Genomic DNA, 14,410 nt, shown 5'->3' with positions numbered 1-14,410 from the left:
GTTTCCCAAATATAAATAAATTCTAATAAGAGCTGCTTACCCTTTACTTCCTATACCATCCCAAGCCCATCGCGCCCTCGCCGAGGTGGGTGCCAATAACCGGCCCAAAGTAGCTGACCATGAACTCGACGTTTGGAAATAATGCTTCGAGTTCCTTTTTCCACTCGAGCGCCTCGGCTTCGCGGTTGGCATGGATGATGACCGCGCGATACTCGCCGCCTTGCGCAGCTGCCTCACCGAGCAGTTCTACAATCCTGTTCATTGCCCGCTTGCGAGTGCGGATTTTCTCGAAAGGAACAATCATTTTATCCACAAAGTGAAGGAGCGGCTTCACCTGGAGCAGGCCACCGATCAATGCTTGCGCGCTTGACAAACGGCCGCCACGCTGGAGATGGGCGAGGTCGTCCACCATGAAATATGCCCGCATCGACTGCTTCATTTCCTCCAGCCTTCGAATAATGGATTCCCCATCTTCGCCTCGCAGCGCCATCTCAGCTGCTTCAAGAACATAAAACCCCTGGACCATGCAGCTGATTTCGGAATCAAATGGATAAAGTTTCACGCCTTCAACCATCGTTCCGGCCGAGACCGCACCTTGGTACGTTCCACTGATACCGCTTGAAAGATGAATGCTGACAACCTCGTCATATTCACGTTCAAGCTTCTCGAACAACTCCACAAACTGGCCGATTGGCGGCTGGGAGGTGGTTGGCAGCTCTTTTGTCTTTACTTCTTCATAAAACTGTTCCGCGGTAATTTCGACTTCTTCCTGGTAAGGCTCTTCACCGAATATCACATTAAGCGGAATCATATGTATGTTCAACTTTTCCCGCAATTCACGGGGAATATAGGCTGTACTGTCAGTTACAACTGCCGTTTTCATAATCGTTACCTTCCTTATCCACTGTCTTTCCTTATTGTATCGGAAACAGGGATGGATTGCACCCTTTCCTTGGCAGAAAAAACCGCATCCATATGGATGCGGTTCCTCTTTTGCCAAGCCAAGACGCAAATCGCTTGGCCGGCACAATTGATAGATTCATAGGGTTACTTGTTCAGCTTTGTAATCCTGCCTTCAATCGTAGGCGTAACGGTCCCTTTGGCCTGGATATACTCTACCAGCGCATCAAGGTCAGTTACGTGGACCTCACGATTCTTTCCATCTTTAAGAACGTGTAATTCGTCGCCGCCGTCAGCCATGAAGTTGTTGACTGTTACAGTGTATTCCTCGCTGGCAACGATTGGCGTTCCATCCGTCTTCGTTAACGAGACAATCCGGCTGCCTTTTTCAAGCGAGTCATTATACGTTACCTTTAATCCAGAGATTTTAAGAATTCTAGGTTTGGAGCCCCACTGCTGCTCAAATAGTGTCTTGATTTGAGTTCCTGTCAGGGTCATTGTCACAAGGTCGTTGCCGAATGGCTGGACTGTAAATGCTTCCTTCCAGGTAATGTCACCAGCGTCAATATCCGCGCGGACGCCTCCCGGATTCATGAACGCAAAGTCGGTGCCTGTATGTGCCTTCATGGAATCAGCAATTAAGTTGCCCATCGCCGACTCACCGTCGGCATTCTCTGCCCGTAAAATGGCGGATGGAGTTGTTCCAATCACAACATTCAGGATTGGCGCGACATCTGCGGCATATTTGTCGACAATTGCTTTAATGCCGGCATCAGGAGCAATTGTCCTGACTGTGTCCACGATTTCCGCTTTTTTGCTTACGATTTCCCCGTTCCTTGGGTCTACAAGAAGATCCACATCGGAGAAAGCTGTTCCTGAAGACCAGGACTGGACGATCAATTTTCCGTCAACGACCGTGTTGGCGTATTGATGATTATGGCCGCCGAAAATCACATCGACCTCGTCATCAATGCTGTTCGCAATATCAACAAGTTCTTCTCTTGGATTGGAGCCGTCCTGATCGGACAGGATTGGGTTGTGGGCAATCACGACAATCGCTTCAATGCCCTTCGCTTTCAGTTCCCCAGCATATTGATTGATTGCTTCTGCTTCATCGATGAACTCAACACCTGCAACCCCGCTTGGCGTGACGATGGACGGAGTATCGGATAGCGTGACCCCGATAAAACCAATTTTAACCCCGCCTCTTTCCAAAATTTTATACGGCTCGAGAATTGGCTCCTTTGTAACAGCATCGATGACGTTCGCAGACACGTAAGGGAACCCAGCGCCTTCGAAAACGCCGTACTTTTCAACGGTTTTCGGATGGCTTCCTCCATTGATGAGGCGGAGCATTTCCGCAACGCCTTCATCAAATTCATGGTTGCCGAGAGTTCCGATATCAAAACCGATTTTATTCAGAATTTCAATCGTCGGCTCATCCTGTAGCAATGCAGAGACAGGGGCGCTCGCGCCGACCATATCACCCGCATGCAGCATGATTGTATTGTCGGGGTTTGTTGCTTCACGCGCTTTCAGGTGGGCAGCCAAGTACTCTGCTCCACCCGCATTTTTTGAAGCGTTAAATGTATCCAGCTGGCCATGGAAGTCATTGATGCCCAATAGCTGTACCGGTACTGCAACAGGCAGCTTCAAACCATATTTTGCAAAATTATTCGCCGCTTCGCCGATATAGGAAATCGGGCTGTTGTCGCCGAGAACCGTACGGGCGTCCGGGGTGGATTCAAACGATACATTTACATCCTTTTCAACTGCGGCAAACTGCCAGTTTCCGTCAGCGGAAGGATTGATCGTACCCTCTGCCAAGATGTAATCAATGATGGCCTGGCGGTTTTCATCCGGATACATCGTCACCTCTGTCTTGTTGCGCACTCCAGGGAATGTGCCGCTTGCGCGATAGTTGTTAGTCGCGACGATGAATTCCTGATTCGGATCGATTGGCTGGCCGTTGTATTCCAGGTTCTTGATCCGGTTCGCAGATGCGTTGACAAGATTGCCTTTCAGGTCATATTTTGCCGGTTCGGTTACATCGATTTCATATGTCACGCCGTCAATGACATCATAGTTATAAGTTGGGAAATCATTGTTAACAAGCGGCTGCTCACCGGCTTTGTTGACATCAATTTTGTTGAACTGCCCGGCGGACATTTCAAGCCATTCCTTTACATCCGCACCGGTTACTTTCACTGTTGCGACAGTGTTCGGGTACAAATACAGGTCGGCCACGTTTTTAATCGCAATCGTTCCTGCTGGAATGTACGTATAGTAGCTTGCGCCATTCCTTCCGCCTGCCTTGAACGGAGCGCCCGCTGACAGGATTGGCAGGCCTTCATCCTTCGTTCCGGCAAGCTGTTTTTCGACATACCATTTTTGCGCGTTCGTCACGATTTGGATTGATGGGTCATCCTGGACGAGCGCGAAGTAGCTGTGGATGTCGGCAGTCGTTTTACCGACCGGCTGGCGCACATATTCAACTGTGCCTTCATGTTCTTTCTTGACCGCGTTTAGAACAGCTTTGTCAGCGTCTACTAGGCTCTTTTTTGCCACCGTATCATAGATCGGCCTCAAGGTGTTTTTCGAATCAGTGACCGTCCATTTTCCTTTAATTTTCTCAACAACGAGATCCATGACACCAAGGTTGTTGCCCCAGTTGCCAGGCATAACGAATGGAACCCCGTTAACGGTGCCTTTTGACGGGTCAACACCTGGTAGATCCATGAAATCACCAGGGAACAGCTTATGGTTATGGCCGGAAAGAATGGCATCAACGCCTTCCACCTTTGTCAGGTCGTAAGCCGCATCTTCCTCCATTTCCTGGTAGGCCGCATCTCCCATGCCGGAGTGGGCGAGGACAATGATCAGGTCGGCGCCTTCCGCTTTCATTTTAGGGATATTGGCTTTGACGGATTTTACGATATCCTTCGTAATGACTTTCCCCTCAAGGTTGGCCTTGTCCCAAAGTGTGATTTGCGGAGCAACCACACCGATGACACCCACTTTGATCACTTGTGTTTTGCCGGTCCGGTCGGTTACTTTTTTATTAAAAATATGATAAGGCTTGAAGTAATTCACGTCATTAGACGGGTCGTTATCCCCATCATCTTTAAAAACGTTCGCATTCACATACGGCATTGGCGCGTCATCAAGCACCTCATCAAGATAGTCGAGGCCATAGTTGAATTCATGGTTCCCGACAGTTGCCGCATCATAGCCGAGCAGGCCGAGCGCCTTGAAGACTGGGTGGACTTCGCCATCCTTGAGAACATCCACGTTCGCCTTATAGTCGCCAAGCGGATTGCCTTGAATCAAGTCGCCGTTATCAAAGAGAAGCGTATTTTTTGATTCGGTCCTTGCCTGCTTGATCAATGTGGCTGTTTTGGCAAAACCAAATTCATCAGTAGGCGCATCTTTATAATAATCGTAGTTGTACAGATGAGTATGAATATCTGTCGTCCCTAAAATCCTTAAATCCACTTCAAACTTGCCGGCATTATCCGGCTTGGCCGCATTCGCCTGCCCCCATGACAACGGCGACGAAAATACGGATAAAGCAAGCGCTGCCGCAGTAGCAGTTTTTCCAATCCTCTTAAAAAACCCCTTCAAATTGCGCACTCCCCTATTATTCAAATTAGTGCTTGGCACCGTTTTCATTTTACCTAGCAAAAGAATAGTTTGTAAACATATACAAAGCGGGAAAATCCGTTTAATTCAGAGCAGTTTACCGATAAATCGCCATATTTTTTGCAAAATCACGAACATTTTTAGGTAATTATACCCTTCCCGTACATCATTATTTTTATTTCGGCAAAAAAATCAGAAGAAAAATGAGCGGGAGTACCCATGGTTTCCTTTCTATAAATTAGGGCTATTGGACTAAGTCGCTCCCTAACGAAATTCTTGTCCCTTCTCTTAAAATTTATTTCTCTATGTTTATTAATTTGTGACGTTATGTACCGAAATTGTGACAATATGCACCCTAATTGTGACAGTATGTACCACTTTTTTAGATTTATGAACCTTTTCCGTGACAGTATGAACCCTTTTCCATTTTTATGTACCTTTTGCCCCTGCCAAAACCAAGTATCCATAAAAGTGAACAAGCCATCCCGGCAGCGGGATGGCTTGTTCACTTTTTATCGATTTCCGTGTGGGAACTAGTATAGGATTAAAATGGAATTCCGGAAAAATCCGAAAAAGTCCGGATATCGACACAAATCTATTTTACCTAACCTCCACCCAGCCATTCTTAATCGCCACGACGACTGCCTGGGTGCGGTCATTTACGTTCATTTTTTGCAAAATATTGCTCACATGGTTTTTAACCGTTTTTTCACTAATATAAAGGGCTTCCCCGATGCCGCGGTTGCTTTTGCCATCAGCGAGCATTTGGAGGACCTCGCATTCCCTGCGGGTCAGTAAATGCAGCGGACGCCTGACTTCGGCACTCTGCAAAGCCGCTGCGGCACTTTCCTCTCCCGCGCCTACAAGGCGGCGATATTCATTAACAAGGTTATGGGTCACTTTCGGATGAAGGTAGGAGCCGCCGGCCGCGACGACCTTGACCGCTTCAATAAGCGCGTCCGCGTCCATTTCCTTCAGCAAATATCCGCGCGCGCCCGTCTGCAGCGCATGCATGACGTAGTTCTCATCATCGTGAATCGATAAAATGATGATTTTCGTATCGGGATATTGTTCCATAACCAGTGCTGTTGCTTCCACCCCATTTAAGGTCGGCATGTTTATATCCATAATGAGAACGTCCGGGTCGTACTCCTTGATTAAATCAAGAGCAGTCGTCCCGTCATCGCCCTCCGCCACGACATCAAAGGACCTCTCGAATTCTAGTATCCTTTTAACGCCTTCGCGAAAAAGCTGGTGGTCATCAACAATCACTATTTTTGTTTTCAACAAAAACGCCTCCTCGTTCACAGTTACCTGCCGATCTATTTTTCTGGCGGAATAGGGATCTGGATGATGACTGCCGCCCCCTGCCCCGGTTTAGTCGAAATGGCAAACCGGCCTCCCAATAGGTCGACTCGTTCCTTCATCCCCATTATGCCGAACGAATTATATTTCCGTATTTTCGGGTCGAAACCCTTCCCATCGTCCTTCACAAGAACCGTGGCCGCTGCATCGGTAATTTCCAGCTTCACCTGGATTTCATCGGCTTCCGCATGCTTTAGCGCATTTTGGACGGATTCTTGAACCAGCCTGAAAAGCGCCACCTCATAATTGGCCGGGAGCCGCACTTCCTCCTTTAAAGGCTGAAATGAGATATTCACGGTTTTGTAGTAATCCTCGATGGTCTGCAAATACTTCTTCAATGTCGGAATGAGCCCAAGATCATCAAGAGCCATCGGACGCAGGTCATATATGATTCGGCGCACTTCATATAAAGACGTCCGTACCATCTGTTTAAAGCTCTTTATTTCGGCAAAAGCAGCTCCCTGCCCCTCTTCACGATACACTCGTTCAATTAAATCAGAACGCATCATGACATTCGCGAGCATCTGCGCCGGTCCGTCATGGATTTCCCGTGACAGCCGCTTGCGCTCCTCTTCCTGCGCTTCAATAATCTTGATGCCAAATTCCTGTTTCAGCTTTGCATCCTCGATGATTTCGCCCATTTCTCTTAAATCGCTCATTAAATAATTCATCACAACTGAAATTTGAGAAACAAGATGCTCCGCCCGATCAATCGTTTCCAAGAGGCCGTGCATCCTACGTATCAAATCCTTCTTCCGCTCACCCAGCTGCCTTTCCAACTGCCGGTTCAGCGTCAGTTCCATCTGCAGCTGATGCGCCCTTTCATAGGCCTTGTGCACCTCTTCTTCAGAATAATCCTTAAAGTGCATGCTGATTTCCGAGAGTTCGTCTCTTGCGTTGCGCACCTGCTTTTCGAGCCGCTCGCCTTCACCAATAATCCTGGCAGTCAAGTCCTCCACTTCCGAAAGCTCAGATTTCAGCCTTTCATGATCGGACCTCGATTGTTCGCCAATCCTATAAATTTCTTTCTTGCTTCTTCCGACAGATTCAACCATTCTATTTAGAATGGTGTCGAGTGTTTTCGTGTCAAAATCTTTTATTCGCATCGCTTTCTCCGCCCCGTAATCCCTTTTCCCTTAGTTTATCGTGAAAGGGTCTGCGAGACTATACCCTAATTGGCAGAATTGCCGTTTTGAGCCAAAAACCGGCAAATCGAATCACCATTGCATTCTCTATCTAAATCCTTTAGCCTATAGATTGAGAAGCTAAACATAGAATTGTTAGGGTTTTGTGACTAAGTAGGAAGAGAAAGAGTCTCATTATGTATTTCAAATCTACTGTATAGGCAGTAATAATTATATCATGGGAAACTTTCACAATGTTGCAATAACCTTTTATTTTTGGCAAAAAGGGCCTATAACAGGTTGGGAAATATTTAAAAGTGGGTAGTTAAACAAATGGATAGGAAAGGAGTCTGCCATGCTGGCTGTTTATCATACTGTAAAGCAAACTGGAACACATGAAATTAATATCGAAAGGTCCCGTTTTATCGCCTACGTCGCGCGTGCGGAGACTGAGGAAGAAGCACAGGCATTTATTGCGGAAATCAAACGGAAGCACTGGAATGCCACTCACAACTGCTCTGCTTACCTCATCGGTGAAAATGATCAAATCCAAAAAGCCAATGATGATGGCGAGCCGAGTGGCACAGCAGGCGTCCCCATCCTCGAGGTTTTGAAAAAGAGAAAGCTGAAGGACACAGTCGTCGTCGTGACGAGGTACTTCGGCGGAATCAAATTGGGTGCCGGCGGCCTCATCCGCGCGTATGGAAGAGCCACCTCAGAAGGCCTTGAAGCGGTTGGGATTGTTGAGCGCCGGTTGATGCGGGTTGTTCATGTGACCGTTGACTATACATGGACAGGCAAACTTGAAAATGACCTGAGAGCATCTAATTGGGAGATAAAAGAAATTCAATACCTCGATGCTGTCACATTTTACGTTTACGTTGAAGAATCTGGAGTGGATGAATTTACAGCCTGGATAACGGAAACAACCAATGGACAGGGCAAAGTTAAAAGTGGAGAAAATGTGTATTTGGAAACGAATATTTAAATTGCGCTTTAAAAATAGATTTACTAATCCGCCTAAATTCGATAAAATTAACCATTGCTACATTTATTTTTTCACCGGCTAATAACTTTCAAAGCGGGGATATAATATATGAACTCCAGAATATCAAAAAGAAGCAGAAGGAAAGTACGAAAAATGAGAGTCTTCCTCTCCTTTATCGTTCTGTTCCTTTTAGGCGGTGGCCTCATTTATGGCTACGAATTTATAGATAAAACAAGCAAGGCATCTAAACAAATCTTCAAACCTTCCAAAAATACCGCTGAAAGAGAGATAGAGATTGCCAAGGACCCCTTTTCAGTCCTTCTCGTCGGCATTGAAAACATGGAAGGCGGTAAGGGACGTTCAGATGTTCTTCTGTTGGCCACTGTCAATCCGGCCAAAGAAGAAATATACATGGTCAGCATCCCTCGGGATACAAGAACCTTTTTGCCAGAAGCGGGGTACGAAACAAAGATTAACCACTCTTACGGCTATGATGAAGTAAATTCAACTATAGCTGCGGTTAACCGGCTTATTGATGTGCCAATAGATTACTATATTACTACGAACTTCGATGGATTTGAGGACGTGGTCGATACACTTAATGGAATCGAAGTCAATGTGCCTTTTACGTTTAAAGCTCAGTTAACCGGAAGCCTTAAATGGAAAACTTACTATGAAGGCCCAATGAAACTGAATGGCAACGAAGCACTTGCTTACGTTCGTATGCGTAAAAGTGATCCCCAGGGAGACCACGGGCGGAACCAGCGGCAGCAACAGGTAATAAAAGAAATTATCAAGAAAAGCACTTCCTTTTCATCCCTGACCAAGCTAGATGACTTAATAGCGGATTTAGGAGAAAATGTAACAACGAATATTCCACCTTCAAAGTTTTTGAGCTTTGCCAAGTTATATACGAAGATTAAAAACACTGAGATTCAAAATCTAAAGATTGAGGGGAAGGACGAACAGGTTAATAGTGTTTGGTTCTTCTATCCTGATGAAGATTCCCTTAAGACAATATCCGACACTCTTAATGCGAGCCTTGGCACCTCCTATGGAAACCAACTAACCAGTGATGATCCGATTGAGCCCGATTCCGCCTTTGATGATGGATTAGGCAGCACACAATAAATTTTTTTCGCGAGCTTTTTATCGGGAAATCATGTTTCTATCAAAAAGGAAAGCAGTCTTCCGGCTGCTTTCCTTTTTTAGTTTATTATTGTTAGAATCGCCCGCTGCAATGCGCTTTCCGCTCCATCTAATAGTTATATTTTATTACTCTTTCGGCAAATTTTCGGTAAATATATCCATTATTGGCATATTCTTTGTGACTTTGTCACTTTTTTTAGAACTTTGTACGGATTGGAAGAGTTGACATTTTTTGATAAGATTATACATATTCTGATGATTATTGTAAGGAGGGTAATATGAAAAAGATTTTCGTTTCTTCTGTTCTATTAACGGCGGCACTCTTGCCAGGCGTTTCCCAAGCAGAAGGAGCAACTGTCTCAAACAACTTAGTCACTGGCAAACCCACCGAAATCCGTAAGGGGGCGACAACTGCCTATCCGCTTGTAGCAAAGATTGGCTCCAGCCAGCAGGTAAGCGTTCAAGATACATTCATTAATTCATCCGGAGAAGTATGGTATCGGATTACTGCCGGAAAATATACAGGCTGGTCACTGGCAAATCATTTCCCGGTTATTACCAATGGGTTTACACTTGGAAAACCGGCAACGATCAGCGAAAGTATTGTGAATGTCAGGAAAGGCGCAAGTACAAGCTACGCGATTGTTGCGAAACTATCAAAAGGACAGCAAGTATCCATTCTTGATAGTTTTCGAACTTCCTCCGGTGAGCTCTGGTACCGAATAAAAACAGGTAATTCAATCGGTTGGGTACTAAGCAGTCTTGTCACTGTGAACGATGGCAGTACATTTACACCAGTAGCAGCTGCAAAACCGGCCACAAACATTGCTGGCCTGCCGACTGTCGGCAGTTATTATACGATTACCGCAGCCTCCCTTGATGCCCGGAAAGGCGCAGCTTCCAGCTATGCTATTGTCGCCAAGGTCACCAAAGGGCAAAAGTATAAAGTTATCGGCCAATTCCTCCACAAGAATGGAGAAGGATGGATCAGGATCCAGATTAATTCCAAGTTAAGCGGCTGGATTCCGGTTTTAAAAGCGGCTGAGGTCAAGCCACCCGCAAACATTCCCGGATTGCCGACAATAGGAAGCTCGTATACAATTCCGGTGGCTTCCCTTGATGCTAGAAAAGGCGCCTCCACGAGTTACGCAATTGTCGCGAAAGTAACGAAAGGAAAATCGTTTAAAGTCATTAGCCAGCATATGAGCCCAACTGGTGATGGCTGGGTAAGAATTCAAATTTCCGCGACACTGGCTGGCTGGATTCCGATTCCAAAAGCAGCTGAGGAAAAGCCGCCTGCAAATATCCCAGGGTTACCGACTCTAGGAAGCTCGTATTCGATTGCAGCTACAACCTTAAATGTGAGAAAAGGTGCTTCCACAAACTATGCGATTGTGACAAAAGTAACAAAGGGGCAGTCCTTTAATGTGATAGGCCAGTATATGAGCCCAACTGGTGACGGCTGGGTAAGAATTCAAGTCTCTTCCTCACTGGCCGGGTGGATTATGGTTAAACAAGGCACAGTTTCAACACCTGCTCCTTCAACAACCATGACTGTTTTTACAAGGAATGCAGTACTTTATTCTAATGCAGGTTTTTCGGGCACTACAGTGATTGAGCGAATTCCTTATTTATCAAAAGTCAGCCTGTTTTCCGATACGAAAACTGTGTCTGGCGTTACTTGGGTAAAAATTAAAACAGCTGCCGGCAATACCGGGTGGACACCAAATTATGAAGTTGCTAGTTCCCAGGCAAATCTTACCCATGTTTACGCGCTGAAAAACGCGGCGGTCCGCAAAAGCGCAACTACAAGCGCCGCTTTGGTTGTAACATTAGCCGAAAATCAGCAAATTCTTGTCTTAAATGAATATAACGGCTGGCTCAATGTCGAAACGGGCGCGGGAAAACGTGGCTGGGTGCTTAAGACGCAAACTTCTCCATACACAACAAAGAGACTGTTTTCACCTGAAACCTATATTAGCAATAATGATGTTTATTTACGCTGGCAAAAGCCAAGCACGTTAAATTTGGCTTATTCAACCCCCGCCGCGAACCAGTTGAAAATTTATGGCGGTTTAAGTGATGTTGAGATCCCTTCCTTTGCTGTTAAAGGAATCAAGTCGATTCAGAAGGTAGCAGCTAATACGACTGAAAAAGCCGTTCTCATTACGTTTCAGCCCGGCTATTCCTTTACGATCAGAAATTACAATAATAATATTACGATTAAGGTTGTCCAATCTGGATTGGCTGGCAAGCGAATTATTCTTGATCCCGGCCACGGAGGGAAAGACCCGGGAGCAATCGGTCCAACTGGCCTCAGAGAAAAGGTTGTCGTCCTCGATACGGCTCTCATCTTAAAAGCTGAATTGGAAAGAGCGGGCGCCATTGTGACGATGACCCGTTCTACTGATGTATTCCTTGAACTGGCTGAAAGGACTGCCATCTCCAACTCATCTGACGGCGATGCGTTTATTAGCTTGCATACAGATGCTTTCAATGAAAAAACGAACGGCACAACTTCCTTCTATAACACGACTGTCAATTTTAACGGACTGGCCAGTAAGGAGCTTGCCAATGCTATTCAGAAAAACCTGATTGTGTCCCTCGGAACTTATAACAGAGGGGTAAAAGAAGAAGCGTTCTATGTAAACAGAATGAATGAGCTGCCAAGTATTCTAGTGGAAATGGCATTTATTTCAAACCCAAGTGAAGAAGCTCTCCTGAAAACGACTGCTTTCCGACAAAAAGCAGCCATAGGAATCAAGAACGGACTTCAGGAATATTTTAACAAATAATAAATATTGTCGAAAAAAGTAGTTTGTTATATTTTTAAAGTAGTAGATTTTTATACTAAATTCCCTTCTTTTTAGAAGATAAACCTATTTTTGGAGGATGAAAATGAAATTTTATAAGAAATTAGCTGCGGCTGGAGTATTGGCCGCGAGTGTTACAGCCGGCGCCGTCATGTTTACTCCTGACAGTATGAATGCATCATCAAATGTTGTTCTTGCAAGTGTGGATTGGGTGAAAGCACAACTGAGCCCTATTAATTCAAAAGTCTCATCCTTGGAATCAAAGGTCACAACACTGGAAGGGAGAGTAGCCTCTCAGCAAACCGAGCTTAATAGCTTAAAAGCGCAAGTCGAAAAGCTTGCTCAAGGCGGATCATCAACGCCACCGCCGCCGGCAACATCCACTCCTACTCTGCCATCAACAGTGTATGTGAGCAAAAGCTCAGTGACAATCCATTCAGGCGCAACTACCAGCTATAAAGTTGTCGCCACACAGACAGCCGGAACAGCATTAAAAGTTGTTGATTCCTTTAAATCCACAAACGGTATATGGTACAGAGTCCAGCTATCTTCAAGTCTTTTCGGATGGGTTTTCTCAGGGGATGTTTCAACGACTAAAGTCGCTGTCACTCAGCCTACACAGGTCATTGCAAAATCAACTGCTAATGTGCGAAAAGGCGCTTCAACATCATACGCATCTGTGGCTTCCCTGAAGGCTGGGACTGTAACGAAATATCTGGGAACCTTTAAAAACTCTAAAGGGGAAACGTGGTATAATGTCCAACTTTCATCAGGTGTGAAGGGCTGGGTTATCAGCACCCTTTGTGAGGTGAAGTAATTTTGAAAAAATTGCTTACAGCCCTGGCAGCTTTGATCATCCTGTTTGTCCAACCGGCTTTTTCAGAGGCGGCGACAGGTAAAGCTTATCCTAAAAAGATATCGGTCATCGTTCAAACCGGTCAGTCAGCCAGTATTTATCTTGCCGGCAACTACCAGCTAAAGAATTTGCAAACTGGACAGACAGCTATTCTCACCTATGTAACATTAAACCTTAATCATGATGGAAGCACGGTTGTTGCCACCTATCCCGGCGGCAGCCAAAAGTCCACCTCAGGCTTTGATGTAGAGGAGGTTACAACCGAGATCGCCCAATTTACTACCGAGACAGAGATGAGGAGTGGGGCAACTACAGGTTATCCTATTGTCCAGACTTTTAAAGCCGGGGAAGGCGCTGACTATATTAACAGTTTCACAAACGCCGCGGGGGAAGTCTGGTACAATGTCCGTCCGCAGGCTGGTAAATCAGCAGGCTGGGTCATTGCAAAAAATGTAAAAAGAGTTAGCGCTAGCACGCTGAATACATCAAGGGTCAATTCTGGTACGTCCTACAGAGGAAGCTATCATGTCAAGCCTACTTCCAACAAGCAAATTCAGCTTGTGAACTTTCTTGACATGGAAGATTACTTAAAGGGAGTTGTACCGAATGAGATGCCGGCTTTGTGGCATAAAGAAGCTTTGAAAGCTCAAGCGATTGCGGCTAGAAGCTATGCATCACACGACCTCCTTCTGTATGATTCTGCGAGGAGCCAGGTATATAAAGGCTATAGCGGGGAAAATTCCTTGGCAAACACCGCCATCAAAGAAACTGAGGGCCTTGTGGTAAGGTATAACGGCAAAGTTGTTCAGACCTTCTTCTATTCCACAAGTGGCGGCCGGACGGCCAACGCTTGGGATGTTTGGGGTTCGAGCAAGACGACTTTCCCATATTTAGCTTCAGTAGAAGATAAATATGAAGCTTCGCCATACAGCAATTGGACAGAAACATTTACGCCAGCCAGCATTTTACCAAAGTTCGGTTTGCCCGTAACAGCCACGCTTTACGATATCACGACAGAAAACAACGGGGCAAATGGCGAGGTCACTGGGGTTACTGTTAAAACCTCCGCTGGTGATAAAACAATAAGAGGGAACGAAGGAGTCATCCGCGGTCTATTTCCAGTCAATAAAGTATCTGGATATACGACCTTGTACTCGAGTTGGTTTACGCTAAAGTCAACAAAGACACAGCCCGGGGTAGCTGTCCAGACACCGGATGGAGTTGTTGACCTGCCGGAAATGAAGGGGCAAATGGTCCTGACACCTACCGGAGAAATTACATTAAGCGATTCCGAAGTCCAGGTACAGACATCTTCGGGGATTGTTTCCGCTACAGGCGGAACGGGTGAAGTAACAAGCATTACGGTAAACGGGAAAGGCTTTGGCCACCGAATTGGCATGAGCCAGTACGGCGCAAAGGGCTATGCTGAAAATGGCATGCGCGCGGCCGATATTATGAAGCATTACTTCCCTGGCACAACTGTATCGAAATAAAGACCAAAACCCGGCACATCACACTGTGCCGGGCTTTTTTGCGCAAAATAAAAACTGCCCGCCATGAATGCGGACAGCCA

9 protein-coding genes are annotated in these 14,410 nt (G+C 45.9%); 5 read left to right on the top strand and 4 right to left on the bottom strand.

Features of this window, described 5'->3' with window-relative positions; translation table 11 throughout:
* Positions 1-43 precede the first annotated feature (43 nt).
* The 4 genes from D1B31_RS16055 to D1B31_RS16035 form a co-directional block, all read right to left on the bottom strand.
* Complete coding sequence (locus tag D1B31_RS16055; protein WP_118922221.1) at positions 44-883, bottom strand: DegV family protein; 840 nt, start codon at positions 881-883, stop codon at positions 44-46.
* A 164-nt stretch (positions 884-1,047) separates the two neighbouring features.
* Entirely contained in the window at positions 1,048-4,533 is a 3,486-nt protein-coding gene (locus D1B31_RS16050; RefSeq protein WP_240035300.1) for a bifunctional 2',3'-cyclic-nucleotide 2'-phosphodiesterase/3'-nucleotidase, read from the bottom strand.
* 609 nt (positions 4,534-5,142) lie between these two features.
* Complete coding sequence (locus D1B31_RS16040) at positions 5,143-5,829, bottom strand: response regulator (protein ID WP_118922215.1); 687 nt, start codon at positions 5,827-5,829, stop codon at positions 5,143-5,145.
* Positions 5,830-5,864: 35 nt separating this feature from the next.
* A complete protein-coding gene (locus D1B31_RS16035) occupies positions 5,865-7,013 on the bottom strand; it encodes a sensor histidine kinase (RefSeq protein WP_118922213.1) in 1,149 nt (382 codons plus the stop codon).
* A gap of 373 nt (positions 7,014-7,386) precedes the next feature.
* Here D1B31_RS16035 and D1B31_RS16030 point away from each other — a divergent pair, with 373 nt between their 5' ends.
* The 5 genes from D1B31_RS16030 to D1B31_RS16010 all read left to right on the top strand — a co-directional run bounded on the left by D1B31_RS16030 (position 7,387) and on the right by D1B31_RS16010 (position 14,330).
* Positions 7,387-8,019, top strand: coding sequence for a YigZ family protein (locus D1B31_RS16030; protein ID WP_118922211.1), 633 nt, complete (start codon positions 7,387-7,389; stop codon positions 8,017-8,019).
* A 108-nt stretch (positions 8,020-8,127) separates the two neighbouring features.
* Positions 8,128-9,150, top strand: coding sequence for an LCP family protein (locus D1B31_RS16025; RefSeq protein ID WP_118922209.1), 1,023 nt, complete (start codon positions 8,128-8,130; stop codon positions 9,148-9,150).
* Between the two features lie 296 nt (positions 9,151-9,446).
* Positions 9,447-11,963 carry an N-acetylmuramoyl-L-alanine amidase gene (locus D1B31_RS16020; protein ID WP_118922207.1) on the top strand — a complete coding sequence of 839 codons (2,517 nt, stop codon included), beginning with the start codon at positions 9,447-9,449 and terminating at the stop codon, positions 11,961-11,963.
* 103 nt (positions 11,964-12,066) lie between these two features.
* A complete protein-coding gene (locus tag D1B31_RS16015) occupies positions 12,067-12,798 on the top strand; it encodes an SH3 domain-containing protein (protein WP_118922205.1) in 732 nt (243 codons plus the stop codon).
* 2 nt (positions 12,799-12,800) lie between these two features.
* Positions 12,801-14,330, top strand: a complete 1,530-nt coding sequence (locus D1B31_RS16010) for a SpoIID/LytB domain-containing protein (protein WP_118922203.1) — start codon at positions 12,801-12,803, stop codon at positions 14,328-14,330.
* The last annotated feature ends 80 nt before the right edge of the window (positions 14,331-14,410 follow it).

This window comes from Neobacillus notoginsengisoli, assembly GCF_003515685.1.
GTDB classification, from domain to species: Bacteria; Bacillota; Bacilli; order Bacillales; family Cytobacillaceae; genus Bacillus_D; species Bacillus_D notoginsengisoli.
Note: the sequence above shows the minus strand (reverse complement) of the source record. Positions and strands in the feature narration are given on the sequence as shown.

What these genes read in the sequence shown, in the direction of transcription:
- D1B31_RS16055 (WP_118922221.1), bottom strand. Translation starts at nt 883, where the DNA reads ATGAAAACGGCAGTTGTAACTGACAGTACAGCCTATATTCCCCGTGAA.
- D1B31_RS16035 (WP_118922213.1), bottom strand. Translation starts at nt 7,013, where the DNA reads ATGCGAATAAAAGATTTTGACACGAAAACACTCGACACCATTCTAAAT.
- D1B31_RS16030 (WP_118922211.1), top strand. Translation starts at nt 7,387, where the DNA reads ATGCTGGCTGTTTATCATACTGTAAAGCAAACTGGAACACATGAAATT.
- D1B31_RS16025 (WP_118922209.1), top strand. Translation starts at nt 8,128, where the DNA reads ATGAACTCCAGAATATCAAAAAGAAGCAGAAGGAAAGTACGAAAAATG.
- D1B31_RS16020 (WP_118922207.1), top strand. Translation starts at nt 9,447, where the DNA reads ATGAAAAAGATTTTCGTTTCTTCTGTTCTATTAACGGCGGCACTCTTG.
- D1B31_RS16015 (WP_118922205.1), top strand. Translation starts at nt 12,067, where the DNA reads ATGAAATTTTATAAGAAATTAGCTGCGGCTGGAGTATTGGCCGCGAGT.